The organism is Pseudomonas sp. VEM90, from assembly GCF_054611535.1.
This window is the reverse complement of the sequence record NZ_JBTRAR010000012.1, coordinates 42,184-63,798: the sequence shown is the minus strand read 5'-3', so window position 1 is coordinate 63,798 and position 21,615 is coordinate 42,184. Positions and strand designations below refer to the sequence as shown.

At 64.1% G+C, this 21,615-nt stretch carries 19 protein-coding genes and 1 pseudogene; 10 read left to right on the top strand and 10 right to left on the bottom strand.

The genetic code is table 11. From position 1 onward, the window contains the following. The first annotated feature begins 57 nt into the window (after positions 1–57). From ACYCCG_RS13490 to ACYCCG_RS13480, 3 genes are read left to right on the top strand one after another with little or no spacing between them, the layout of a single operon-like run. Positions 58–1,941 (top strand): feruloyl-CoA synthase, encoded by a 1,884-nt coding sequence (locus ACYCCG_RS13490; RefSeq protein WP_459670756.1) that lies wholly within the window; start codon positions 58–60, stop codon positions 1,939–1,941. After that, complete coding sequence (locus ACYCCG_RS13485) at positions 1,938–3,179, top strand: thiolase family protein (protein WP_459670754.1); 1,242 nt, start codon at positions 1,938–1,940, stop codon at positions 3,177–3,179. Before ACYCCG_RS13490 ends, ACYCCG_RS13485 begins: the two co-directional genes overlap by 4 nt. Before the next feature lie 14 nt (positions 3,180–3,193). Further along, positions 3,194–4,939 (top strand): acyl-CoA dehydrogenase family protein, encoded by a 1,746-nt coding sequence (locus tag ACYCCG_RS13480; RefSeq protein ID WP_459670753.1) that lies wholly within the window; start codon positions 3,194–3,196, stop codon positions 4,937–4,939. On the opposite strand, the gene ACYCCG_RS13475 is transcribed toward ACYCCG_RS13480, so the two are convergent. Beyond that, positions 4,920–5,942 carry a formylglycine-generating enzyme family protein gene (locus ACYCCG_RS13475; protein ID WP_459670751.1) on the bottom strand — a complete coding sequence of 341 codons (1,023 nt, stop codon included), beginning with the start codon at positions 5,940–5,942 and terminating at the stop codon, positions 4,920–4,922. The two genes, ACYCCG_RS13480 and ACYCCG_RS13475, sit on opposite strands and share 20 nt — an antisense overlap. Then, a complete protein-coding gene (locus ACYCCG_RS13470; protein ID WP_339533481.1) occupies positions 5,939–7,603 on the bottom strand; it encodes an arylsulfatase in 1,665 nt (554 codons plus the stop codon). Before ACYCCG_RS13470 ends, ACYCCG_RS13475 begins: the two co-directional genes overlap by 4 nt. Before the next feature lie 260 nt (positions 7,604–7,863). On the opposite strand from ACYCCG_RS13470, the gene ACYCCG_RS13465 reads away from it, so the two are divergent. Together ACYCCG_RS13465 and mhpT are read left to right on the top strand one after the other, a co-directional pair. Next, positions 7,864–9,255, top strand: a complete 1,392-nt coding sequence (locus ACYCCG_RS13465; RefSeq protein WP_459670748.1) for an alginate export family protein — start codon at positions 7,864–7,866, stop codon at positions 9,253–9,255. Between the two features lie 34 nt (positions 9,256–9,289). Further along, a complete protein-coding gene (gene mhpT / locus ACYCCG_RS13460; protein WP_459670747.1) occupies positions 9,290–10,531 on the top strand; it encodes a 3-(3-hydroxy-phenyl)propionate transporter MhpT in 1,242 nt (413 codons plus the stop codon). A 16-nt stretch (positions 10,532–10,547) separates the two neighbouring features. Here mhpT and ACYCCG_RS13455 read toward each other — a convergent pair whose 3' ends face one another. The 6 genes from ACYCCG_RS13455 to ACYCCG_RS13430 all read right to left on the bottom strand — a co-directional run bounded on the left by ACYCCG_RS13455 (position 10,548) and on the right by ACYCCG_RS13430 (position 17,289). Then, positions 10,548–11,606: a GGDEF domain-containing protein gene (locus ACYCCG_RS13455; protein ID WP_459670810.1), complete on the bottom strand. Its 1,059-nt coding sequence runs from the start codon at positions 11,604–11,606 to the stop codon at positions 10,548–10,550. Positions 11,607–12,072: 466 nt separating this feature from the next. Continuing rightward, positions 12,073–14,124 carry a TonB-dependent receptor gene (locus ACYCCG_RS13450; protein WP_339444229.1) on the bottom strand — a complete coding sequence of 684 codons (2,052 nt, stop codon included), beginning with the start codon at positions 14,122–14,124 and terminating at the stop codon, positions 12,073–12,075. Between the two features lie 78 nt (positions 14,125–14,202). Beyond that, on the bottom strand, positions 14,203–14,610 hold the full coding sequence (locus ACYCCG_RS13445) for a DUF2946 family protein (RefSeq protein WP_209965694.1): 408 nt from the start codon (positions 14,608–14,610) through the stop codon (positions 14,203–14,205). A gap of 101 nt (positions 14,611–14,711) precedes the next feature. After that, positions 14,712–14,852: a DUF2474 domain-containing protein gene (locus ACYCCG_RS13440; protein ID WP_209969795.1), complete on the bottom strand. Its 141-nt coding sequence runs from the start codon at positions 14,850–14,852 to the stop codon at positions 14,712–14,714. Positions 14,853–14,864: 12 nt separating this feature from the next. Beyond that, the gene (gene cydB, locus ACYCCG_RS13435) at positions 14,865–15,872 is read right to left on the bottom strand and encodes a cytochrome d ubiquinol oxidase subunit II (protein ID WP_401098599.1); all 1,008 of its coding nucleotides are present in this window, start codon (positions 15,870–15,872) and stop codon (positions 14,865–14,867) included. A 1-nt stretch (position 15,873) separates the two neighbouring features. Further along, a complete protein-coding gene (locus tag ACYCCG_RS13430) occupies positions 15,874–17,289 on the bottom strand; it encodes a cytochrome ubiquinol oxidase subunit I (protein ID WP_339444231.1) in 1,416 nt (471 codons plus the stop codon). A gap of 290 nt (positions 17,290–17,579) precedes the next feature. Here ACYCCG_RS13430 and ACYCCG_RS13425 point away from each other — a divergent pair, with 290 nt between their 5' ends. The 4 genes and pseudogenes from ACYCCG_RS13425 to ACYCCG_RS13410 form a co-directional block, all read left to right on the top strand. Then, positions 17,580–17,957, top strand: coding sequence for a DUF2946 family protein (locus ACYCCG_RS13425; protein WP_209965700.1), 378 nt, complete (start codon positions 17,580–17,582; stop codon positions 17,955–17,957). A 176-nt stretch (positions 17,958–18,133) separates the two neighbouring features. Next, a complete protein-coding gene (locus tag ACYCCG_RS13420; RefSeq protein ID WP_209965703.1) occupies positions 18,134–18,523 on the top strand; it encodes a DUF2946 family protein in 390 nt (129 codons plus the stop codon). 79 nt (positions 18,524–18,602) lie between these two features. Further along, the gene (locus tag ACYCCG_RS13415) at positions 18,603–19,178 is read left to right on the top strand and encodes a putative natural product biosynthesis protein (RefSeq protein WP_209965705.1); all 576 of its coding nucleotides are present in this window, start codon (positions 18,603–18,605) and stop codon (positions 19,176–19,178) included. Positions 19,179–19,252: 74 nt separating this feature from the next. Beyond that, positions 19,253–19,498 (top strand): annotated as a pseudogene (locus ACYCCG_RS13410) (LysR family transcriptional regulator); the annotation flags it as partial. 92 nt (positions 19,499–19,590) lie between these two features. Here the strand turns inward: ACYCCG_RS13410 and ACYCCG_RS13405 are convergent. Further along, complete coding sequence (locus tag ACYCCG_RS13405; RefSeq protein WP_209965709.1) at positions 19,591–19,803, bottom strand: hypothetical protein; 213 nt, start codon at positions 19,801–19,803, stop codon at positions 19,591–19,593. Between ACYCCG_RS13405 and cydB (ACYCCG_RS13400) the strand changes: the two genes are divergently transcribed. Continuing rightward, positions 19,802–20,911 (top strand): cytochrome d ubiquinol oxidase subunit II, encoded by a 1,110-nt coding sequence (gene cydB / locus ACYCCG_RS13400; protein WP_459670741.1) that lies wholly within the window; start codon positions 19,802–19,804, stop codon positions 20,909–20,911. The two genes, ACYCCG_RS13405 and cydB (ACYCCG_RS13400), sit on opposite strands and share 2 nt — an antisense overlap. A gap of 223 nt (positions 20,912–21,134) precedes the next feature. Here the strand turns inward: cydB (ACYCCG_RS13400) and ACYCCG_RS13395 are convergent, their stop codons facing one another. Beyond that, entirely contained in the window at positions 21,135–21,566 is a 432-nt protein-coding gene (locus ACYCCG_RS13395; protein ID WP_339444235.1) for a copper uptake system-associated protein, read from the bottom strand. Positions 21,567–21,615 lie beyond the last annotated feature (49 nt).

The following is a 21,615-nucleotide window of genomic DNA, read 5'->3' as shown; positions in this document are numbered from 1 at the left end:
GCCGCCCGTAATACCGGGCGGCGGCAGGATGTACAACAAGAACAAGGAGCAACCTGCGTGAATAACGAAGCCCGCTCAGGGTCGATCGACCCTGGCCAACGTCCGCGCTACCGCCAGGTGGCCATCGGCCATCCCCGGGTGCAGGTCAGCCACGTCGACGACGTGCTGCGCATGCAACCTGTCGAGCCACTGGCGCCGCTGCCGGCGCGCCTGCTCGAGCGCCTGGTGCATTGGGCCCAGGTGCGCCCGGACACCACTTTCATCGCGGCACGCCAGGCAGACGGTGCCTGGCGTTCGATCAGCTACGTGCAGATGCTCGCCGATGTGCGCACCATCGCCGCCAACTTGCTAGGACTGGGCCTCAGTGCCGAGCGCCCGCTGGCGCTGCTTTCCGGCAACGACATCGAACACCTGCAAATCGCCCTCGGCGCCATGTATGCCGGTATTGCCTATTGCCCGGTGTCGCCGGCCTACGCGCTGTTGTCGCAAGACTTCGCCAAGTTGCGGCATGTCTGCGAGGTGCTCACCCCCGGAGTGGTCTTCGTCAGCGACAGCCAGCCGTTCCAGCGCGCCTTCGAGGCGGTGCTGAACGATTCGGTCGGCGTGATCAGCGTGCGTGGCCAGGTCGCAGGTCGCCCCCATATAAGCTTCGACAGCCTGTTGCAACCGGGTGACCTGGCGGCGGCCGATGCGGCTTTCGCCGCCACCGGGCCGGACACCATCGCCAAATTCCTCTTCACCTCGGGCTCGACCAAGCTGCCCAAGGCGGTGATCACCACCCAGCGCATGCTGTGCGCCAATCAGCAGATGCTTCTGCAGACTTTTCCGACGTTCGCCGAGGAGCCGCCGGTGCTGGTGGACTGGCTGCCGTGGAACCACACGTTCGGCGGTAGCCACAACCTCGGCATCGTGCTGTACAACGGTGGCAGCTTCTACCTCGACGCCGGCAAGCCAACCCCACAAGGCTTCGCCGAGACCCTGCGCAATCTGCGCGAGATTTCCCCCACGGCCTACCTCACCGTACCCAAGGGCTGGGAGGAGCTGGTCAAGGCACTGGAGCAGGACCCCGCGCTGCGCGAGGTGTTCTTTGCCCGCATCAAGCTGTTCTTCTTTGCCGCCGCAGGCCTGTCGCAAAGCGTCTGGGACCGGTTGGACCGCATTGCCGAGCAACACTGCGGCGAACGCATCCGCATGATGGCCGGCCTTGGCATGACCGAAGCTTCGCCATCGTGCACCTTCACCACCGGGCCTTTGTCGATGGCCGGCTATGTCGGGCTGCCGGCACCTGGCTGCGAAGTGAAGCTGGTGCCGGTGGGTGACAAGCTCGAGGCGCGCTTCCGTGGCCCGCATATCATGCCAGGCTACTGGCGCTCGCCGCAGCAGACCGCCGAGGCGTTCGACGAGGAGGGGTTCTACTGTTCGGGTGACGCGTTGAAGCTGGCCGATGCCAGGCAGCCCGAGCTTGGCCTGATGTTCGATGGCCGTATTGCGGAGGACTTCAAGCTCTCGTCCGGGGTATTCGTCAGTGTCGGCCCGCTGCGCAACCGCGCGGTGCTGGAGGGCTCGCCTTATGTGCAGGACATTGTGGTCACCGCGCCGGACCGCGAATGCCTTGGCCTGCTGGTGTTCCCACGCCTGCCCGAGTGCCGGCGGCTGGCAGGGCTGGCAGAGGATGCCAGCGATACCCAAGTGCTGGCCAACGACACCGTGCGTAGTTGGTTCGCTGGCTGGCTGGAGCGATTGAACCGCGATGCCCTGGGCAACGCCAGCCGTATCGAATGGCTGTCGCTGCTGGCCGAGCCGCCGTCGATCGACGCTGGTGAAATCACCGACAAGGGCTCGATCAATCAGCGCGCCGTGCTGCAGCGGCGCGCCGCTCAGGTCGAGGCGCTGTACCGTGGCGAAGACCCCGACGCATTGCACGCCAAGGTGCGGCCTTGAGTGCGGCCGGGCTGTGCACCGTCTTCGAGGACACGGCCATCGTCCAGATGGTGCGTACGCCCTGGATCGACCTGGGGGGCGCATTGGCCGCGATCTCGCCCATCGACCTGGGCATTCAGGCCGGCCGTGCGGTGCTGGCACGTGCAGCTGCCACCCCTCAGGCGGTAGACAGCGTGCTCGCTGGCAGCATGGCCCAGGCCAGCTTCGATGCCTATATGCTGCCACGCCATGTCGGCCTCTACTGTGGCGTGCCGCAGGCGGTACCGGCACTGGCGGTGCAGCGTATCTGCGGCACGGGCCTTGAACTGTTGCGTCAGGCCGGTGAGCAGCTGCGCAGTGGCGCCCGCCAGGTGCTGTGCGTGGGTGCGGAGTCGATGTCGCGCAATCCGATCGCGGCCTATGAACACCGGGGCGGTTTTCGCCTGGGTGCGCCGGTCGGGTTCAAGGACTTTCTCTGGGAAGCCCTGTACGACCCGGCTGCCGGTGTGGACATGATCGGTACTGCGGAAAACCTGGCCCGTGCCTATGGCCTGGCCCGTGAAACAGTGGATGCCTGGGCCCTGCGCAGCCATCAGCGGGCCCTGCAAGCCCAGGCGCAGGGCTGGTTCGACGAGGAAATCGTCAGCGTCACCGCGCAGGCATTAGAGGCAGAAGGCTGCCAGCCACGCGGCATCGCATTGCCGCGTGGCGTGAGTGAGGTCAGCCAGGACAGCCACCCACGGCCTACCGATGCGGCCGCACTGTCTCGGCTGCGCCCGGTGCACGCCGGTGGCGTGCAGACGGCTGGCAACAGTTGTGCGGTGGTCGATGGTGCGGCGGCAGCCTTGGTCACGCGCTACTCCGATTGCACTCATCCGCCTTTGGCGCGCTTGCTGATGGCCACGGCCGTTGGCGTGCCGCCGGGCCTCATGGGCATCGGGCCGGCGCCGGCCATTACCTTGCTGCTCGAGCGCAGCGGCCTGCGCCTGGAGCAGATCGATCGCCTGGAAATCAACGAGGCCCAGGCCGCCCAAGTGCTGGCGGTGGCCCAGGCGCTCGAACTCGATGTGGACAAGCTCAATGTCCATGGCGGCGCTATCGCCCTCGGTCACCCATTGGCCGCTACAGGTCTGCGCCTGGTCCACACCTTGGCCCGTCAATTGCGCGACGGCAACTTGCGCTATGGCATCGCAGCGGCGTGCATCGGCGGTGGCCAAGGCATGGCGCTGCTGATCGAAAACCCCCATTTCATTGCCTGACCCGGAGGTATCCGATGACCTGGAAGGCGCCCCTGCGCGACATGCAGTTCGTCTTGCAACACTGGCTGCGGGCCGATCAGGCCTGGGCGCAATTACCGGCGTATGCCGACGTTGACCTCGACCTGGCAGCCCAGGTACTGGAAGAGGCGGCCCGTTTCTGCGAGCAGGTGCTGGCCCCATTGAACAGCTCGGGCGATCGCCAGGGCTGCCAGATGGCGGGCGGGGAGGTGCGCACCCCGGACGGATTCCCGGCGGCTTATCGCGCCTATGTCGACGGTGGCTGGCCGTCCCTGGCATGCGCCCCGGCGCTTGGCGGCCAAGGGCTGCCGCTAGTGCTGGAGGCGGCCTTGCAAGAGATGCTGTTCGGCAGCAACCATGGCTGGGCCATGTATACCGGCATTGCCCACGGCGCCTACCTGTGCCTGAAAACCCATGCATCGGCCGAGCTGCAGGCGCGCTATCTGCCTGGCATCGTCAGCGGTGGCACCTTGCCTACCATGTGCCTGACCGAACCCCAGGCCGGTAGCGATCTCAGCCTGTTGCGCTGCCGCGCCGTGCCCTTGGGCGACGGTAGCTACGCGGTCAGTGGCAACAAGCTGTTCATCTCTGGCGGCGAACACGACCTGACCCGCGACATACTCCACCTGGTGTTGGCCCGGTTGCCGGATGCGCCGTCCGGCAGCCGCGGGCTTTCGCTGTTGCTGGTGCCGAAATGGATGGAGGATGGCCAGCGCAATGCGCTGTACTGCGACGGCCTGGAACACAAGCTGGGCATCCGTGGCAGCGCCACCTGCGCACTACGCCTGGAGGGCGCCCGCGGCTGGTTGGTGGGTCAGCCCCATGGTGGCCTGGCGGCGATGTTCGTGATGATGAATTCCGCGCGGCTGCATGTTGGCTTGCAAGGGTTGGGGCATGCCGAGGCGGCCTGGCAACAGGCCCGCGATTATGCCCTGGAGCGGCGCCAGATGACTGCCCCGGGTCGGGCCAAGGGGGGCGCCCAAGGCGCCGACCCGATCCACCTGCACCCGGCCATGCGGCGGGTCCTGCTGGAGTTGCGGGTGCGTACCGAGGGGATGCGCGCGCTGGCCTACTGGACGGCCCAGTGGCTGGATATCGCCGACGCCGCCGTCGAGCCTGCACAACGGGCGAAGGCCGCGACATTGGCGGCGCTGCTGACGCCCATCATCAAGGCGGCCTTCACCGAGCAGGGGTTCAGCCTGGCAAGCCAGGCCTTGCAGGTGTTCGGTGGCTATGGCTACACCCAGGAGTTTGCCATCGAGCAGACCTTGCGCGACAGCCGCATCGCAATGATCTACGAAGGCACCAACGAGATACAGGCCAATGACCTGATGCTGCGCAAGGTATTGGGCGATGGGGGGGACGGTTTCGCCCTGCTGCTGTGTGAGTTGCGTACCGAGGCCGCTGCGGACGCTGGCGCAGCCGCCACCGCGTTGGGCAGTGCGTGCGACACGCTGGAGGCAATGCTGGTCAAAGTGCTGTCGATGACCGTGGACGATCCCGAATTCCCGTACCGCGCCGCGGGTGCTTTCCTGCAGTTGTGCGCAACGGCGCTGCAGGCCTTCGCCTGGGCCCGCAGCGCCCGTTGCATCCAGGTGTTGCCAGAGGGGTCGGCGCAGCGCCGGGAAAAGCAGGAAAGCGTTGGGTTCTTCCTCAGCTACCTGCTGCCCGACCTCGACCGGCAGGTGGCGGCCATCGACGCGGCCGCCACGCCGTTGCCATTCATTGCCGAATCGTTCTGAAACCCACGTGCGAGGTCGTCATGAACACCGGCTGCGGCTGGCGTGCCGAGGGGCGGTAGCGCATGCAGCGATCCGCCGAACACAGGTGCGAGCCGCCTTTGATCACCGCCACCGGCACGCCGGGGTCTGCCGGGTCGAAGCTGTCACTCAGGGCCGGGCCTGAGGGGTCGAGCCAGGCGTCGCGCTGTGCGTCATGGCCTGGCCGATAGCCCGTGCTAGTCAGCTCCCAGACATTGCCGCCGGCATCGAACAGGCCAAAGTCATTGGCCGGGAAGCAACCCACGGGCGATGTACCGGTAAAGCCATCCTTTGCCGCATTGCGATAGGGGAACTGGCCCTGCCAGGTATTGGCCATGAGCTTGCCCTTGGGCTGCTCGGTGCTACCCCAGCTGAAGTCGGCATCGGTCAGGCCACCGCGCATGGCGTACTCCAGCTGCGCCTCGCTGGGCAGTTCGCGGCCTGCCCAGCGGGCATAGGCCTGGGCATCTTCCAGGGCGACCTGCACCACCGGATGATTGTCCAGCCCGACCAGGCTGCTGCCCGGCCCTTGCGGGTGTCGCCAGTTGGCGCCGGGCACGAACTGCCAACCGGGGCTTAGCACGTCCGCACCCTGATGAAACACCATCGCACCCGGAACCCGCAGCGCGTCGGGCAGGGTAGGGTCGTCCTCGATTCGGGTACCGCGCTCGGCATGGGTGACATACCCGGTGGCCTTGACGAAGCTCGCGAACTGGGCGTTGGTGACCGGATGCACGTCAATCCAGAAGCCGGACACCTTGGCAGGGTGAGGCGGGCCTTCTTCGTCGTAAAAGCGGCTTGAACCAAAGCTGAACTCGCCGCCTGGGACATGCACCATGCCGTCTCGCCAAGGGCCTTGGCGCTGCGCGGGCAGGCCGCTGTAGCCCGCACACAGCAGCGCCGGCGCCGGGGCCTGTGGCCACAGTGCATAGGCGGCGAGCAGGCCGGCGGCGAGTGCTGCGCAGCCGGCTGCCCGAGCGATCATTGCTGCTTGACCAGGATTGGGCTGGCCGGACGGCCGTCGGCATCGATCGCGATGTTGCCGCGCTGGGCATAAGCCTTCCAGTCGCGCAGCATCAGCGCCACCTGCTCGGGGTGCCCTGCGCCGATGTCGTGGTGCTCGCCAGGGTCCTTGTGCAGGTCATACAAGTGCCAGCTCGGCTTGCTGTCAGTGGCATCCCACACCAGCTTCAGTGGGCCCTTGCGCAACGAGGCGCTGCCGTTGATTTCCCAGCCCATGGCTTCGTCATGGGCGTGGATCTGGCTGTCCTTGCCTTGCAGGTAGTTCAGCGCCGATGTGCCTTGCGGCGGCACGATATCGCGGTTGCGGTAGTTGACGCCGGGCATCGGCGCACCGGCCAGTTGCAGCAGGGTCGGCATGATGTCGCGGACGTTGGCCAGCTCTTCGCTGCGGCCGGCCTTGATGGTGGCCGGGTAGTAGACAAAGGCCGGTACGCGGATGCCGCCCTGGTAGGTGGTCATCTTGTAGCGACGGCTGGGCAGGGCACTGACCTGGGCCCAGGCCGAGCCGATCATCAGGAACGAATCGCGGCGGCCATAGTTGTCCAGATGGTTATCGAAGTTTGCCTTGATCCACTCGGGATCGACACGGGTGGCGTTCTCCGGACCGTTGTCGGACATGAACAGGATCATCGTGTTTTCCAGCTCGCCGGTCTTGCGCAGGTGTTCCACCAGGCGCCCCACCTCGGCGTCCAGGGCTGTGACCATGGCGGCGTATACCTCCATGGTGCGCGCGGACTGGCGTTTTTGTTCATCGCTCAGCGATGCCCAGCTCGGCACACCTTCCAATTGTGCTTGCAGGGGGAAGTCGGCGGGCACCAGGCCGGCTTCACGCTGGCGCTTCAGGCGTTCGTGGGCGATGACTTCGTAGCCTTGGTCGTAACGGCCTCGGTACTGCGCCAGGTACGCATCCGGCGCCTGCAGCGGCCAGTGCGGCGCGGTATAGGCGGCAAAGGCGAAGAACGGTTTGTTGCTGGCCTTGCCTTGGTCGATCGCGTCGATCAGGCGGTCGGTGTACCAGGTGGTGGAGTAGAAGTCGTCGGGCAGCTCGATCGGCTCGCCATTGTGGCGATAGGTGGCGCTGTAGTTCGACTGCAGGTCCATATTGGCCTGCTTGAAGTGCGCCGCGCCGCCTTCGAGCAGCACGTAGGCCTGGTCGAAGCCGCGGTTGTGTGGCTGCTGGGCCGGTTGCATGCCCAGGTGCCACTTGCCGGCGATGTAGGTGCGGTAGCCGGCGTCATGCAGCAGTTCGGCGAGGGTCGCGACATTGGCACCGAGCACGCCTTCGTAGCCGGCGCGAACCTCTGCACCGGCCGGCAGGCGCTTGCGCGTCTCCGACATCATGCCCAGCCCGACCAGGTGCGGGTCGTTGCCGGACATCAGCATCGCGCGGGTCGGCGAGCAACTGGGCGCCGCGTGGAAGTCGAGCATCAGGCGGCCGTCAGCCAGCAGTTTGTCCAGGTTGGGCGTCTGGATTTCGCTGCCCAGGGCCGACAAATCGGAAAAGCCGAGGTCATCAGCGACCACCAACAAAATGTTTGGTTGTTTAACGGTTGGTGCGGCCATGGCGTGGCTGGCACCGAGCATGAGCACGCCGAGGGCGGCAAGGGGGCGGAGGCAATTCATGGGGGGACTCTTGTTTTTGTAATGGGCTCAAAGTAGCGCATGGCCTATGAATAGACCGTGCGCCCTGGATTCTAGCGACGGATGAATGAATGCCGCAGCCGCGCGCTGCAGAAGTGTGCGATTAGCGAACGCTTGATGTTGATCATTCCTCGTACACGTAAAGAACGCTATTGACGGCGCATATGGTTAACAAAAATAATCGTTAACAGAGTTATCCAGTTTGTAAGAACAATTATAAAAACAAGTGAAGGGAAATTCTGATGATCAAGCCGTTGAACGGGGTATGCCTGCCCCTCATAGTGCTTTCGCTGTGCCAGTCCGCCCACGCGGCCAGCCCGCTCGAAGAGAGCCGGCCGGGGAGGCCAGGGGCCCCTCGCTGGATCGAGGACTACCGCTTTCTCGACGACCCCGCCAAGGCCACGGCCCCCTTCGATGGCCTGCGCTACCATCGGCTGTCAGAGTCGGCCTGGCTGCAACTCGGGGCTGAGGCCCGCTACCGGGCCGATGCTTCGGACAAACCCTTCTTTGGCCTGCGCGGGCTGAACGACGATTCCTATCTGCTGCAACGGCTGCAGGCCCATGCCGACTTGCACCTGTTCGACGATGCCGTGCGTACCTTCGTCCAGGTCGAGAATACCCGCGCCTTCGGCAAGGACTTGTACTCGCCCAATGATGAAAGCCGCAATGAAGTACGACAGGCCTTCGTCGATTTCAACTACGACTTCGCCGCAGGGCGCTATACCACACGCGTAGGTCGCCAGGAGATGGGCTTTGGCGACCAGATGCTGGTCACCTACCGCGACTCGCCGAACATCCGCCTGAGCTTCGACGGCGTGCGCGCCAGCCTCAACCTCAAGGACGGACGCAAGCTGGATGCATTCGCTGTGCGCCCGCTGAAAATCGGTGAAGACAGTTGGGACGACGGCAGCAACAACAACATCAAATTCTACGGGCTCTACGGTACCTTGCCGCTGTCGGCGTCCTGGAACATGGACCTGTTGGCCTTTGGCCTGGAAACCGACGACCGTAGCCTGGCCGGCGAGTCGGGTGACGAGCAGCGCTACACCTTCGGCACGCGGCTGTTCGGCCGCCATCAGGCACTGGACTGGAGCTGGAACCTCGTCGGGCAGACCGGCCATCTGGGCAACGCGTCGATCCGCGCCTGGGCGTTGTCGAGCGACAGCGGCTTCACCTTCATCCATCCCTGGCAACCGCGCCTGGGCATGCGCATCGATGCCGCGAGTGGCGACAGTGACCTGGGCGACGGAAAAGTCGGCACTTTCGACCCGCTTTACCCACGCAATGGTGTCTATGGCGAAGCCAGCCTCACCACCCTGAGCAACATCATCGTGGTGGGGCCGACCTTCGGCTTCTCGCCCTGGCGCACGCTGCGTATCGAGCCGGGCATCTTCCAAGTGTGGAAACAGCGTGAGGAAGACGGCGTGTACATGCCCGGCATGAGCATGCTGGCCAACACCCGTGGCACGGGGCGCCATGTCGGTACCATCTACCGCGCCAGCACACGCTGGCTTGCCACTCCCAACCTGACGCTGGACCTTGACCTGAAGTATTACGACGTTGGCTCGGCGATCAAGGATGCCGGCGGCGAAAACTCGTCGTTCGTCACCGTACGTGCCACGTTCCGCCTTTGAACACCCGACCGACAACAACAACAGAGGGCCACACATGCATCATTCATCTGCATCATCGGGCAAGGCCGTACTCACCATCGGCTTGTGTTTTCTCGTTGCCTTGCTGGAAGGGCTGGACCTGCAGGCCACCGGCATCGCCGCGCCGCACATGGCCAAGGCATTCAACCTGACTCCGGCCATGCTCGGTTGGGTATTCAGTGCCGGGTTGCTGGGGTTGCTGCCCGGCGCGCTGATCGGCGGTTGGCTGGCAGACCGCTTGGGCCGCAAAGCGATCCTGATCGTGGCGGTGCTGTTGTTTGGCGGCTTCTCGCTAGGGACCGCCCATGCCCAGACCTACGATTCGCTGTTGATCGCGCGGCTGATGACAGGGCTCGGGCTGGGGGCGGCGTTGCCGATCCTGATCGCCCTGGCCAGCGAGGCGGCGCCCGAGCGTCTGCGCAGCACAGCGGTCAGCCTGACTTACTGTGGTGTACCGCTGGGCGGGGCGGTTGCGTCGCTGATCGGCATGGCCGGCGTGGGCGACGGCTGGCGTACGGTGTTCTACGTCGGCGGCATCGCACCGATCGTGATCGCCTTTGTGTTGATGATCTGGCTGAAAGAGTCCCAGGCATTCCGTGCCCAAGGCGTTGCCAAGGCGGGCAGTGAGGGTGTGCTTGCCCAATTGTTCGGGCCGCAGCAGGCAAGCCGCACGCTGTTGCTGTGGGTGGCATGTTTCTTCACCTTGACGGTGTTGTACATGCTGCTCAACTGGCTGCCGTCGCTGTTGATCGGCCAAGGCTTCAGCCGGCCGCAGGCGGGCGCCGTGCAGATCCTGTTCAACCTGGGTGGGGCGGCTGGATCGTTCCTGACCGGTCGGATGATGGACCGTGGGTTTGCCGGGCGGGCGGTATTGATCGCCTACGCCGGCATGCTGGCGTCGTTGGCAGGGCTGGGGCTGTCGAGCAGTTTTGGTCTGATGCTGCTGGCCGGGTTCACTGCGGGGTATTGCGCCATTGGTGGCCAGTTGGTGCTGTACGCGCTGGCGCCTACGCTGTATTCGACCCAGGTGCGCGCGACGGGCTTGGGCGCCTCGGTGGCGGTGGGGCGCCTGGGTTCCATGGCCGGCCCTCTGGCGGCTGGGCAGATCCTTGCAGCAGGCGCAGGTGCGGGGGGGCTGCTGATGGCCGCGGCTCCGGGGCTGGTGCTCGCGGCGTTGGCGGCACGTGCGCTGCTGAAACACCGAACCCGCACGCAACGCCCGGAGGCGGGTGAGACTGCGGCCCAGGACCCTGCATAGCAACTCCCTGGATGGGCTAGTGCTGCTTGCGCAATGCCTCCTGCCCCGGTTCGGCGACCGTGACCCGGTTACGGCCCGATACCTTGGAAAGGTACATGGCGCTGTCTGCGCTGCTGAGCAAGGCGCTGAGCTCAGTGGCAGGGGCCTTCGCGAACGCTAAACCTATGCTTGCGGTGACCGGGTGTTGCTCATTTACACGCAGTTTGGCTATCAGGGCCCGCAGGCGCTCGGCAACCTCAATCGCCGTGTCTGGCGGCGTATTGGGCAGCAGGATGGCGAACTCCTCGCCGCCCAGCCTGCCGGCAATGTCGTTGTCACGCAGGCTGGCACTGATCGCTGCACCGATGCGCTGCAGCACCTGGTCGCCTGCGGCATGCCCGAACGTGTCGTTGATCTGTTTGAAATAGTCGACGTCCAGCATCAACACGGCCATGAATGCACCTGCGTCCTTGCACCGGGCGTGTTGCGTCGACGCGTTGTCGAAAAAAGCACGTCGGTTGTTCAGGCCAGTCAGTTCGTCCGTGCACGAGGCCACCATGGCCAGTCGATGCGCGCGTTGCATTTCGTGTTTCAGGCGCCAGGCCGTCGTCAATGCCGAGGACAGGCTTCGCGTCGCGCTGACCACGAACCAGGCAAACACCAATACCGCCAAGGCTATCCCTTGTTGCAGCGTGGAAGGTTGCAGCAGTAGCCAGCCCGTAGAAGGCAGCAAGACCAGGCCCATCGACACCAGGGTCATGTTGCGGTAAGAGGAGTAGCACGACACCGCGCTGACAGACATGCCCACGGCAAACAGCATGATCAGCGTCTGCCCCAGCGCGTCGTCGGCGGGCATTACGGCAAAGGCGCCCCAGCCCCAGATAGCCGCCGACAGCATCAGCGTGACCCAGTAACGCCACTCCCAGCGTTCGGCCGTGCGCTGGTTGGCCGGTGCTCGCAGATAGGCGAAGAACATGGCGGCACGCACGCCGGTCGACAGGCCCAATAACGTCATCCAGACGATGACCCTTTGCTGGTCGAAACGCTCCCAGCCCAACCAGCACAGCATTACGGCGGCCAGGAAGCTGCCAAGCACCGCAGGCGCTGACTGGACGAACAGCTGTTCGAGCCGATCCGTCCGGACGTAATGCGCTATATCATCATGAGGATCAAGGTTTGTCATGGCTGGTGACGCCACTCGTGACCGGTAGCGGATACCTGCACTTTGATGGCGCCTTGGAAAAGCCTCCTGGCGTTCACATGTGATGCCCTTCGCCATGTTTGATTGCTGGATTCAGAAAGCGTTGCGGTAGGTAGTGGCAGTGCAGAACTGGCTATCACCACGGCTACGGCACCTGCGACGTTTTCCGCATTTCATGTCGTTGCGCGGATCCATTCCTTGGCCGAAGGCCAGGTTTCCCTCGCAAGTTCCGTATCACGAACATAGCCTGTTTTCCGGCAATTCGAAAGCCAATCGATCGCGACGGCCAACAAGTGGTCGAGCAAGCCAAGGCAGCTTAGGGCGTTGCCCGAACCACTGGCGCCGACCAACGTGCAGGCTTTCAGAAATCGAACGTCACGCCGGCATACAGTGCACGACCGTCACCCGGGGAGTGCAGGGAAGCATCCGCACCGTCCGGGTCGTACCACACGTACTCGTAGTAGCGGTTGGTGAGGTTCTTCAACTGCAGGTCGACACTCACCGTTTCGTTGACCTTGTAGGTCGCGCCAAGGTTCGTGAGCACGTAACCGCCATACCGGCCCTGGGTATTCTCGCGTTCCAGGTAGTAGTTGGTCTGGCCATTCATCCAGGCCGTCAATTGCAGGGCAGGGGTGGCCTGGTAGCTGATGCCGGTGTTCCACAGGTGATGTGGCACGTGATCGATTTCCTGGCCTTTGCTGCCTGGTAACGCGCTGCTGGGCTCAAGGATCTTGGAGTATTGCCAGGAGTAGGACATCCACACCTCGGTGCGTTCGTCCGGGTGCAGGTTGACCTGCAGGTCATAGCCCCAGCGGCGTGTTTCGCCGACGTTGTCCGACTCGCCGCTCGGGTCGTTCAGGCGACGGCTCACTTCGCCAGAGGCGTCCTGACGCCAATAGGCCACGCGGCCATCGACCCAGCTGGCCGGGGTGAACTTGACGCCGGTTTCCCAGCCTTCGTTGATCGACGGGGCCAGGTCCTCGTTGCGCGGCGGCACCTTGTAGGCTGCGGCGCCCGTCCCGACCTGGAAGGTGCGGCCCCAGTTGGCGTAAACGCTGGCGAACTTCCACGGCGAATAGACAATGCTGAGCTTGGGCTGCTTGATCAACCCGTAGTCGTTGATGTCGTAGTCCTGCCCGGTCATCTTGTTGGTGAAGTCGCCACTGATCTTGTCCACCCGGTAGGCCGGCACGATCTTCAGCGATTCGAACGGCTCGATCTCCGCCTGTACATAGGCACCGACCGTGTTGAAGTCGAAGTCCTGGTCGCGTGTCTGCGCCTGGCGTACACGCTCCACGGTGCGGTAGCGCTCGCTACGGTTCTGTTGCTTCTGCACATCGCTGCCACCCTCCAGCGCGAAGGCGTGCAGCCAGTCCACCTGTGGCCGCCAGGTCAGCGAGGTGATGGCGCCGTACTGATCTTCGTAGGTATCGCGTTCCTGCTGTGAACTGGTGCGCCAGTACTGCGTCCAGCGACGGTCGTCATAGGTGTTGAGGTAGGTCTTGGCCGACCAGGACAGGGTCTCGGCCAGGTCGGTGTCGAAGTGCACGCTGACCTGGTTCATTCGCCGCGTGCCTTTGTCCGTGGCGTTGTAGTCATTGCTCATGCGCGGATGATGGCGGGCGTCATCCTCGGTCAGGTAGCCGGCCTCCTGGGCTTCGGACTCGTAGTGGCGGGCGATCAGGCCAAGGCGATAGCTGCCATCGTCAGGGGTATAGAACCACTTGCCGCCGAAACTGTAGCGTTCGGTGTCGGCATGGTCGCGATAACCGTCGACCTGCTGGCGGGCGAAGAAGTAGTTCTGCGTCCAGTTGCTGGTCTCGATGCCCTTGGCCAGTTGCACCTCGCGGGTGTTGAAGCTGCCGTAGCGCAGGCGCGCTTTGTTGTAGTTGCCGCCGGTGCGCGTGTTGATGTTGACGTTGCCGGCGATGTTGTTCAGGCCATAGCGCGGGTCGCTGGTGCCGCGCACCACTTCGATGCTGTCGATGTCCATGGGGAACACCGAGTCGATGAAGGGCATGTTGCCGTCGTTGGTGTTGCTGGGGATGCCATCGATCAGCAACTTGACCGCGTTCACTTCGCCTTCGCCATTGAAGCCGCGAAACGACAGTTTGCCCGAGGTGGTGCCCTGGTTGAATTCGGTCAGCATTACCCCTGGCGCGCGCCTGAACAGTTCCCAGCTGTAGGTCACGGGCATCTTTTCGAGGATATCGCCCCCCAGGATGTCCACCGAACTGAGCACGCTGCTGGTGGTCAGCGGGCCGCTTTCGGTACTGGTCACGTTGACCGCGCCAAGGGTGAGGGTGGAGTTTTCAGTGGGCAAAGTTTCGGCAACGGCCAGTGACAGCGGGCTTAGGCTGAACACAGCGAGCACGGGCAGGACAGCGCGTGCGGTGCAACGGAACGCAGGCATGGAAGGTTTCCTGGTCAGACAGTCGGGCAAGGCTGCGCACCGCAGGTCACGGGGCAGCCGTGGGCAAGCAACGACAGGTCAGGCCAGGGGAGAGGCGCGGGGGTTGAGCTTTGGCCACTGTTCGCGCGGCAGCGACAGCCTGTGGCTGTTACTGAGCAACAGTGCGTCGGGCCAGTAGCGGGGGAACAGGTGGCGATAATAGTCGCTGGTCAGCAAGGCATGCCCGGCATGGCCACAGCAGCAGTCGCCCGCCTGGTGTTTCATGTCCGGCTGATCGTTGAGTTGCGGCAGCTCGGCCTTGAGCTGGGCCAGCAGTGACTTGGGCAGGCTTTGTGCACCGTGCAGGCTGCAAAAGCTGCCGAGAATCAGCGATTGGCTGTCGATGCGGGGTGATTGCAAGGCACGGTCAAGCGGCATCGCCAGCAGGTTGAACAGCACGGCGAGGCAGGCGAACAGACAAAGATGTGCACGTGCACGTGAAAGCATGAGTCACCCGAGCGAATATGGCGCGCATTAAGCCGCATCCGTTGCGGGCTGTACAAGTTCCGTGGTGCGCCATTTTGTCGCAGGCGCACCACGCTAAGGGCTCAATGGCTGCGCATGCCGGCGGCCATCATGAACAGTCGGGTCAGCCAAGCGAACAGACCCAGCACCGCAACGCTGCCTGCCCAGATCAGCACCAGCCAGGCCAGGCGGCGCCACATCGGTTGCTTCACACTGGGTGTCATCACGTAGTGCTCCTAGTGATAGCCGTCTTCATGGGTCACCTTGCCGCGGAACACGTAATAGCTCCAGAACGTGTAGCCAAGGATGATGGGCAGGATGAACAGTGTGCCCACCAGCATGAAGCCTTGGCTCTGGGGCGGCGCTGCGGCTTCCCAGATGCTGATCGACGGCGGAATGATGTTTGGCCACAGGCTGATGCCAAGGCCGCTGTAGCCCAGGAAAATCAGGGCCAGGGTCAGCAAGAACGGCGTGTAGTGCGCGTTGCGTGCCACGGCACGTAGCAGCCCGTAACACGTCACCAGCACCAGGATCGGCACCGGCATGAACCACAGCAGGTTGGGCAGGCTGAACCAGCGCGCAGCGATTTGCGGGTAGGCCAGCGGTGTCCACAGGCTGACCACGGCGATCACTACCAGCAGTACCAGCGCCAGAGGCCTGGCAATATCGTGCATGCGTTGCTGCAGCGGCCCTTCGGTCTTCATCACCAGCCAGGTGCAACCGAGCAGGGTGTAGGCGACCACCAGGCCCAGCCCGCAGAACAGGCTGAACGGCGTGAGCCAGTCGAGCGCGCCTCCAGCGTATTTGCGCTCGACCACCTTGATACCTTCGATGAAGGCGCCCAGGGCAACCCCCTGGAAGAAGGTCGCGACCAGCGAGCCCCAGATGAAGGCCTTGTCCCAGAGGTGGCGCTTGGCGGGTTTGGCCTTGAAACGGAACTCGAAGGCCACGCCCCGGAATATCAGGCCGATCAGCATCAGGATCAGCGGCAGGTAAAGCGCCTCCAGCACCACCGCGTAGGCCAGCGGAAAGGCGCCGAACAGCGCTGCACCGCCGAGGATCAGCCAGGTTTCGTTGCCGTCCCATACCGGGGCAACCGTGTTCATCATCACATCCCGGTCACGCGCGTCCTTGACGAAGGGGAAGAGCATGCCGATCCCCAGGTCGAAGCCATCCATTACCACATACATCATCACGCCGAAGATGATGATCACCGCCCAGATCAGTGGAAGGTCGATGCCCATGTCAGTTCACCTCTGCCTGATAATCGTCGGCGGCGGACAGCGGCCGTGCCGGTGTATGTTGCTGGCCTGGACCGCCTGGGGTGTGTTGGTCGCCCTCGCCAGGTTTTGGTCCTTTGCGCACGAGGCGCATCATGTAGCCGAGGCCGGTGCCGAACAGGGCGAAATAGACCACCACGAACGCGACCAAGGTGATGCTGAGCTGGGTGGCGTCATGGTTCGACACACCATCGGCAGTGCGCTGCAAGCCGTACACCACCCACGGCTGGCGGCCGATTTCGGTAGTGAACCAGCCGGCGAGAATGGCGATCAGTCCCGACGGCCCCATCCACAGTGTCAGGTACAGGAAAGGGCGCGAGGTGTAGAGCGTGCCGCGCTTGCGCAACCACAGGCTCCACAGGCCGACGAAGATCATCAGGAAGCCGAGGCCGACCATGATCCGGAACGACCAGAAGACGATGGTCGAGTTGGGCCGGTCTTCAGGCGGGAACGCCTTCATCGCCGGTACCTGCTTGTCCAGGCTGTGGGTCAGGATCAGGCTGCCGAGGGCGGGGATCTCGATCTTGAAGCGGGTGGTTTCGGCCTGCATGTCGGGGATGCCGAACAGGATCAGAGGGGTCGGTTCACCAGGTTTGTTCTCCCAGTGACCTTCGATCGCCGCGATTTTCACCGGTTGGTGCTTGAGGGTGTTAAGCCCATGGAAGTCGCCGATGACCGCCTGCACCGGGGCCACGATCAGGGCCATCCACATGGCCATCGACAGCATCTTGCGGATGGCTGGGTTGTCACGCCCGCGCAGCAGGTGCCAGGCCGCCGAGGCGCCGACGAAGAACGCCGTCGCAACGAATGCGGCAGTGGCCATGTGCATCAGCCGGTAGGGGAATGAGGGGTTGAAGATGACGGCCAGCCAGTCCACCGGAATCACCCGGCCATCGACAATTTCATAGCCTTGGGGCGTCTGCATCCAGCTGTTGGAGGCCAGAATCCAGAAGGTCGAGACCAGCGTGCCGAGCGCCACCATCACCGTGGAGAAGAAGTGCAGACCACGGCCGACACGGTTCCAGCCAAACAGCATGACGCCAAGGAAGCCTGCTTCCAGGAAGAACGCGGTGAGCACTTCATAGGTCAGCAACGGGCCGGTAATGGCACCGGCGAAATCGGAGAATCGGCTCCAGTTGGTGCCGAACTGGTAAGCCATGACCAGGCCGGACACCACGCCCATGCCGAAGTTGACGGCGAAGATCTTCGACCAGAAATGGTAGAGGTCACGGTAGACCTGCTGGTTCGAACGAAGCCACAGCCCTTCGAGCACTGCCAGGTAACTGGCAAGGCCGATGGTGATGGCAGGGAACAGGATGTGGAAGGAAACAGTGAAAGCGAACTGGATTCGAGCCAGGTCTAGCGCCTCGGGCACGCTCATGCTGATAAAGCCTCACGGGGGCGGCGCTACGGGGCGCCGGTTTTTGGAAGCAGCGTCCGGGTCCTGGCCGGCCCTGCGGTTGGGGGAATCGGTTTTTTCAAGGGCCACTGCGGTGGCGGCGCCACTCTAAGGACGGCGCCGGGTGCGACCAACTGCGACAATCTGTCCTTGTCTGCCGGCAGGCAAAGCGGTAGCGGCGTGTCTGGACAGGGTGTGACGGGGTGTCGCACCGCAGGGGGAGCGAAGGTCAGGCTTCAATGGGGCGGTGATCGGTGCTAGAGTCGCCGGCCATGAACCGTCCACCTTCCCACCGTCCTTTCATTGCCTGGGCACTGTATTTCTGTGTCTTGTTCAATGTGCTTTCCTGTGGCCTTGCCCACGGGCAGGCTTTGGGCTTGGCACTGAATGGTTTCGGCGGTGCCTTCTGTAGCCTGGGGGGCGACACTGCGCAGCTGCAGGCCAAGCAGGATGGTGCCTTGGCTGGCGATCTGAGTATTCCGTTCAGTTGCCCGATGGGCGCTGCGGCTTTCCTCGTGCTGGTCTTTCTGGTTGCGGTCGCCTGGCTGCTGACCGTCGCCGTGCGCCGGCCGAGCTCGCGCGAGGTGCGTAGCCAGGCGCCACCGCGCTATTGCTGGCCCTCGTCCAACCCCCGCGCTTCACCTTTCTGACCTCGACTGCGCCTTGGCGCTGGAGCGGGATTGCGCCCGCCTTCCGGGTGCCGCGTCCGTGAGGTATGCCCTTGGGCATACCGTGATGGGCCCGGCAACTGACCCTACCGTCGTTGGAGAGTGACCCTCATGCCCCATGGCATCTCCACGCCTGTGCTAACCGGCCAGGCGTGACCGTGACTCGTTGCGGCCTTCGCTCGCGCACCTGGGACAACCTCTGGGTTGCCGCGTTGCTGGCGATGCTGCTCAAGGTGCTGGCCTTGCCGATGGCCAGCACCGTGGGCGAGCTCAACCTGGCGCAACTGCTGGCGGGTAGCTGGTGCTCGTCCGGCGGTGTGCAGCCGGTTGTGATGGACAAGGACGGTAATCCCAGCGCAAAGGTTACCGCCCCCGGACACTGTTGTTGCGCCCAGGGAGGGCCGGCGCCGTTACCGGCCAGCCTGACCTTGCCCGCGCTGGTGAGGCCCGCATTGCCCATTGGCCAGCCCGTGATTGCCTCGGCGCGCTCGCCGCGGCATCGCTGGCCGTCGATCAATCCCCGTGCTTCACCGGTAGCGAACGGATGACCTGACAAGGACACCAGGCCACGCTCTTGTACGCAAGGGCGCCGGCCTGGCAATGGCTATCGGTACACAGGAGCACATGATGTCTCGTACCACGATTGCTGCAGCTTCGCTGGAGCCCTCTGTTCGCACGTCGCGCAACGGCGACTTTTTGTTGCCGTTTCCTGATTACCCCTGCAATGCCCGCAGTTTCGTCAACCTCGACGCACGCCTGCTGCCCTATTGGCATACCTTGTTCGATGTCTGCCCGGGCCTGCTCAAACTCGACCCGCCAGAGGGACTGGAACTGTTCCGCCGCTTCATGACCTGGGCATATCGGCATCATCCGGCACTCGACTGGACCTACTACATCAGTGTCTGTCGCTGGTTGCTGAACTCACCGTACCAGGCTCGGGTGACCGAAGAGCATATCGAGGCGTTCATGGTGGCGGCGGCTGCGCTCTGGGTAACGACCGATGTGTCCCAGGCCCGTGGCCTGATCCTCGCGTGGCAGCCCATGATCGAACGGATCGTGGAGTGGAAGCCGGGGTTCCGTTCGGCCCCGTTCACGGCCCAGGAGGGTGAGTGCTTGCCACCACCGCCCTGGGAGTTCTCCTGGAGCCCGCTCGATGGCAAAGGCGCAGGTAGCTTCAGGCGCTGGCTGCCGGTGCCCGGCTAAACCTTGATCAGTTGACGGCGGCCGTCCGCCGTCCTTGCACCCTTTGCCCAAGCTCCAACATGAGGTTACCGACGATGGATGTACTTCAAGCCATGCGCGCGTTCAACTGCGTGGTTCAGGCTGGCAGCCTGACGGGTGCGGCCGAATACCTGGACACCACCACGGCCAGCGTTTCCCGGATGCTGTCGAGCCTGGAGGCTCACCTGCGCATTCGCCTGCTCAACCGCACCACCCGACGCATCGCGCTGACCGAAGCCGGCAAGCGTTATCTGGCGCGCTGCCGGCTCATTCTTGAGCTGGTAGAAAAGGCCGAGAGTGAGGTGCAGCAACAGCTGCTGGACCTGCCCGCGACCGGGCAAGCCCACGATCTGCGCTGCTAAGGCCTTTACGCCGCGCAGGCTGCGACAGACCGTCACACCAGGCGCCGGGGCAGTATGCAGACGCCCGTGTCATGGGCACGTGCCTGGGTGTGTGGCGCAATGTCGCAGTTGGGGCCGTCGCTGCCGGCGCCTAGCATGTCCGGGTGCCTGCCTTGCCGTTTTTCCATCCACGGTGCAGTACAGGCGCGCGACAGCGGCCGACCAAACGGACGGGCCGTTTTCTTGCCTGCAGGAGAGCCAGCCATGGATCACGAACTGCTCAAATTCATATGGTGGCTGTTGATTGGCGCATTGCTGATCGGCCTGGTGATAGTCGAAGGCCTGGACTTGGGGGCGCGGGTATTGTTGCCATTCATGCAGGGGCACAGCGGAGCGGGACTGCAACGGGATCGACCCGCGAGCCTGCCCAGGCGCATCAAGCTGCTGTGGTTGCTGGCGTTGTCCTGCTCGCTTTCGGCGGCCTGGCCTACGGTCGGCTGGCTGCCTGGCCTGGGTGGGTTAATCGGCGTGCTTGTGTTGATGTGTGAACCCTGTGGGCAGGCCGCCCGCCCGCTGCGAACCTGGACTGCGCAGGTTATCGGGCTGATGCCCGCGATGCTGATCGGAGTCGTGCTCGGCAACCTGATGCTCGGTATGCCATTCAGTCGCTGTGCAGGGCAAGTGAGTCATTTTCATGGCACGTTGTCCGGGCTGCTCAGGCCTTTCGCGCTGCTGGTGGGGCTCGTCAGCCTGAGCATGCTTTGCCAGTTGGGCGCCACTTGGGCCATGCTGCGGGGTGCCGGCAGCCTGCGCCCGGCCGCACGCCAACTGGCATGTGGCGCTGGGGTCGTGTTCTTGATCAGTTTTTCAACGGCTGCACTCTGGTTGGCGGCAGACCTGCGCGGGTACACGCTTGCCGGTGGAGGCCATTCTACTGCCTTGTGCATACCGGGCCAGTGGGTGGTGCTGCCGGGCAATACCGGCTGGCAGGCCAACTTCCGTGCATGGCCTGCAGCTATCTTGGCGCCAGTGCTCGCCGTCGGCGGCACGATCTTGAGCCTGTGCGCCGCAGCCCGGGGGCGCGCAGGTCTGGCGGTGGTCGCAAGCGCGCTGACGATCGCGGCGATGCTGTGCTTTGTCGGCGTTGCACTGTTCCCCTTCATCGTACCTTCGAGCGTGCAACTGTCGGCCAGCCTGACCGTGTGGAATGCCGCAAGTGGCGAAAAGACGATGGGGATGATGCTGATCTTCGCCAGCGTGCTGATGCCGATGTTACTGGCTTATACGGTAGGCGCCGGTCTCAGGAGCCGGAATCGGCTGTTTCAGGTCGCTGTCGCGGAGAGCCTCCAGCACAGCCCCAGGCCGATCCTGTAGGTGGGCGCGGGGAAAAAGCCAAGGCGTTATCAATACGGCTTGCTCGGCACCCGGTGAGATCGGCAGGCGTAGCCGCGAGGCCAGGGCAGGTGCATCGCTGGCCTCGCCAGCCCGAACGCTTTTCGTCCATCAGGGCGAGCCGCATGCCAGTCGCTGCGATGGCGTTGCCGACGAAAGGGCCGACGGCTTGCGGATAGCGAGTGCCGGCCCTTGGTGAAGGAGATCAGTGATTGCCGTGAGCGGCATCCTTGTCGACTTTGACCACTCCCTGGAACAAGGCAAACTGCTTGACCCGATCGACCGGCTGGTTGCTTTCGGCCTGACGCACTGCCTGACTCAACTGCTTGGCGTCCTGCTCGGCGAGGCCGGCGCCACGCAGGGTCGCCGGGTTGAGCAGCGAATCGCCGGCGCACAGCACCACGCGCCAGCCGTGGTGGCCTTTGCGCAGCAGTGCGCGGCCGCCGCGCTGATCCTGCAGCCAGCCGGCCACTGCATGGTCACCCTGGATGGTGACCGGGCCAACGTCCAGCGGTGCGTCGGGGCGTTCGAAGTTGTGTCGCATCAGTTGCTGAATGCTCTGCTGCTCGCTGGCGGTATCGGCCACGGCCAGCAGTGGGCTGCAGGCTAGCAGCAGGGCGAGAATCGGTGCTTTCATGCGCGTATTCCTTGAAAGGGCTGCCGGTGCAGGCCGGCAGCGTCAGGGG

What these genes read in the sequence shown, in the direction of transcription:
- ACYCCG_RS13480 (WP_459670753.1), top strand. Translation starts at nt 3,194, where the DNA reads ATGACCTGGAAGGCGCCCCTGCGCGACATGCAGTTCGTCTTGCAACAC.
- ACYCCG_RS13475 (WP_459670751.1), bottom strand. Translation starts at nt 5,942, where the DNA reads ATGATCGCTCGGGCAGCCGGCTGCGCAGCACTCGCCGCCGGCCTGCTC.
- ACYCCG_RS13470 (WP_339533481.1), bottom strand. Translation starts at nt 7,603, where the DNA reads ATGAATTGCCTCCGCCCCCTTGCCGCCCTCGGCGTGCTCATGCTCGGT.
- ACYCCG_RS13465 (WP_459670748.1), top strand. Translation starts at nt 7,864, where the DNA reads ATGATCAAGCCGTTGAACGGGGTATGCCTGCCCCTCATAGTGCTTTCG.
- mhpT (WP_459670747.1), top strand. Translation starts at nt 9,290, where the DNA reads ATGCATCATTCATCTGCATCATCGGGCAAGGCCGTACTCACCATCGGC.
- ACYCCG_RS13450 (WP_339444229.1), bottom strand. Translation starts at nt 14,124, where the DNA reads ATGCCTGCGTTCCGTTGCACCGCACGCGCTGTCCTGCCCGTGCTCGCT.
- ACYCCG_RS13445 (WP_209965694.1), bottom strand. Translation starts at nt 14,610, where the DNA reads ATGCTTTCACGTGCACGTGCACATCTTTGTCTGTTCGCCTGCCTCGCC.
- ACYCCG_RS13440 (WP_209969795.1), bottom strand. Translation starts at nt 14,852, where the DNA reads ATGACACCCAGTGTGAAGCAACCGATGTGGCGCCGCCTGGCCTGGCTG.
- cydB (WP_401098599.1), bottom strand. Translation starts at nt 15,872, where the DNA reads ATGGGCATCGACCTTCCACTGATCTGGGCGGTGATCATCATCTTCGGC.
- ACYCCG_RS13430 (WP_339444231.1), bottom strand. Translation starts at nt 17,289, where the DNA reads ATGAGCGTGCCCGAGGCGCTAGACCTGGCTCGAATCCAGTTCGCTTTC.
- ACYCCG_RS13425 (WP_209965700.1), top strand. Translation starts at nt 17,580, where the DNA reads ATGAACCGTCCACCTTCCCACCGTCCTTTCATTGCCTGGGCACTGTAT.
- ACYCCG_RS13415 (WP_209965705.1), top strand. Translation starts at nt 18,603, where the DNA reads ATGTCTCGTACCACGATTGCTGCAGCTTCGCTGGAGCCCTCTGTTCGC.
- cydB (WP_459670741.1), top strand. Translation starts at nt 19,802, where the DNA reads ATGGATCACGAACTGCTCAAATTCATATGGTGGCTGTTGATTGGCGCA.
- ACYCCG_RS13405 (WP_209965709.1), bottom strand. Translation starts at nt 19,803, where the DNA reads ATGGCTGGCTCTCCTGCAGGCAAGAAAACGGCCCGTCCGTTTGGTCGG.
- ACYCCG_RS13395 (WP_339444235.1), bottom strand. Translation starts at nt 21,566, where the DNA reads ATGAAAGCACCGATTCTCGCCCTGCTGCTAGCCTGCAGCCCACTGCTG.